At 51.4% G+C, this 1,577-nt stretch carries 1 protein-coding gene; it reads right to left on the bottom strand.

Annotation, left to right across the window (positions count from 1 at the left end):
* Nucleotides 1-218 precede the first annotated feature (218 nt).
* Nucleotides 219-1,433 carry an ISL3 family transposase gene (locus tag KOO63_12510; GenBank protein ID MBU8922632.1) on the bottom strand — a complete coding sequence of 405 codons (1,215 nt, stop codon included), beginning with the start codon at nt 1,431-1,433 and terminating at the stop codon, nt 219-221.
* Nucleotides 1,434-1,577: the final 144 nt, after the last annotated feature.

Below are 1,577 nucleotides of genomic sequence, written 5' to 3'. Positions count from 1 at the left end.
GAAAGCTTCGCTTTCGCCAAGCAAGCGTATTGTGCTTGCCGCATCCGAAGTATGCCAGCAATTCATTTCTACCTGCGAAAGCGGAGCTTTCGCCAAGCTCAACGAAGTTGAGCCAAGTATGCCAAGGTGTAAATTTATACACAATTCTTGACATAACTGAAAAAACCCGCTGGTCTCCGGGTTTTCAAATTGATATTTATTATAGGCTCCTCGCTGTTTCATGTGGGTAAGTTGTACTTAAGCTGTCCAGCGATGAGATAGGCCATGGTTATGAGATTACGGTTGGTTCGATATCCACGAGCGCGTGCCTTAGCAGCCTGGATGAGACTATTGAACCCCTCCAGCAATCCAATGGTGATCATGCTGTCGAACCAATTGAGGACTCCTTCCCAATGACGCTTGATGGTCTTTGCGGCCTGAATAATGGGTTCCAGGCGACTGTGGGTGGCCCAGAAATACCAGCACTTCAGGAAAGCTTCCCCCGTCTTTCGGTCGGGTTGTTCAAAGAGTTCTTGAAGGGTCAGGCGGATCTGATACGCTCTGGCTGTCTTCAGGTTGTGGTCCGTCAAGGAGTCCATCTTTCGACGTTGCTTACCGGTCAGATTGTTGGGGTTCTTGAGCCACAGGTAGCGCGTTTTCTTCAACACGTCTGTGGTTTTGGCCTCCTGCCGCCGGACTTCGTCCACCGCCTGGTTCATGATCTTCATAATATGAAATCGATCAAAGGTGATCTCCGCATTGGGAAAGGACGCATTCACGCCTTTTATATATGCGGGCCACATATCACAGCAGACCTGTTGGACCTGATCGGGGTCGCCCCCGTGGGCACTCAGGTCGACTGCGAAGGCACTGACGGTGTCTTGATCGCGCCCTTCCGCCCCGTACAGGAGACGTTTTACGTCCAAATCGAAGAAGAGACTGATGTAGTTATGTCCCCTGCGACTGGCCGTTTCATCCATGCCGATACGGCGCACTTCAGAGAAATCGGCCTCCCTGCGGGCTTCTTCGACATGATGGTGGAGCACGCGCCAGATGCGTGTATCGTGCTCGCCAACTATGGCTGCAATGACCGCCACAGGCATCTCGCGAGCCATGATCATGATCAGAGCTTCGAACAGCGCCGTGAAGCCGCTGCGGGAGCGTGTCCAGGGCACTTCCACGGTCTTGATACCGCATCCCTGGGGACACTCAACTCGTGGAACCCGGGCATGTAGATAGGTCTCATGTTGAAAGAAGTTCAGATGACGCCATGTTCGTTCCTGCGTATCGTGTGCTTTGGCGCCTCCCGCTCCACAGTCCGGGCAGGTGAATGTGCTGCCAGGTTCGAAATCGATGGTGATATCCAGACGTTTTTCTTTAACAGAGAAACGATCTTCGGTGACCTTCCATGGAGCTGATAGGCCGAGCGCTGCTTCCAATGTGGAGTGATTCATGATTGCTGCCTCCGTGGCGAAAGTATGGGAACTGGTCTTGATTCTACCTGAACTCAAAAGTTGTTTAATTCAGTTCACCCATACAAAACAGCGAGGAACCATTATAAAAAACCAATTCTTTAATCAGGAGGATAATTAATGGCG

This window comes from Candidatus Latescibacterota bacterium (assembly GCA_019038625.1).
GTDB lineage: Bacteria > Krumholzibacteriota > Krumholzibacteriia > Krumholzibacteriales > Krumholzibacteriaceae > JAGLYV01.
This window is presented reverse-complemented; position numbering and strand designations above follow the sequence as displayed.